At 52.2% G+C, this 837-nt stretch carries 1 protein-coding gene; it reads left to right on the forward strand.

The window, feature by feature from the left end; genetic code table 11:
• Window positions 1–837, forward strand: an 837-nt coding sequence (locus MMB75_RS25980) for a condensation domain-containing protein (RefSeq protein ID WP_277511614.1), incomplete at both ends; no start/stop codon positions are given.

The following is an 837-nucleotide window of genomic DNA, read 5'->3' on the forward strand; positions in this document are numbered from 1 at the left end:
CACCGCATATGCACGAGGTAAGTCGTAGGGTAGATCAGGGAGAAGTGAGCGGGGAAACAACTTTGTCTCCCATCCAGCATTGGTTCTTTGCCCAGGAGCAAGTAGATGCGCATCACTTTAATCAGGCGGTGATGCTGCACCGGAAGCAAGGATTTGATGAGTCCGCTCTGCGTCAGGCACTTGACAAACTCACAGCGCACCATGATGCTCTGCGGATGGTGTTCAGCAAGACCGAGCAAGGCTATGAAGCCTGGAACCGCGGAGTACAGGAAGGTGAGCTGTATCACCTGGATGTGGTGGACTTTACGAACTTGACGGATGAAGCCATGCTCAGCGCAGCTATGGAGGCGAAAGCCAGTGAAATTCAAAGCAGTATCCAACTGCATGAAGGGCCGCTGTTGAAGGCTGGTTTGTTCCACTGTGCAGATGGGGATCATCTCCTGATGGCGATTCACCATTTGGTCGTGGACGGGGTATCATGGCGTATTTTATTCGAGGATCTGGCTGTAGCCTATGAACAGGCCATCCGTGAAGAGACGCTCCAGTTACCAGACAAAACAGATTCATTCCGTTCCTGGTCACAAAAACTTTCCGTCTATGCGAATAGCGTAGCCATGGACAGCGAATACGCCTACTGGGAGCAATGGAACGCTGCTGCTTTGGCTGACCAAGTACGTTTGCCTGAGGATCAAGCGGAGGCCGAACCGTTTACCTTGGCTGACACGGATACCGTGGTCTTCCAGCTTACGGAAGAAGAGACAGGAACACTATTGAAGCAAGCACACCGCGCGTACAACACGGAAGTGAACGATTTGCTGCTGACTGCACTAGGCATGA

The organism is Paenibacillus sp. P2(2022), assembly GCF_029522175.1.
Classification (GTDB): Bacteria; Bacillota; Bacilli; order Paenibacillales; family Paenibacillaceae; genus Paenibacillus; species Paenibacillus polymyxa.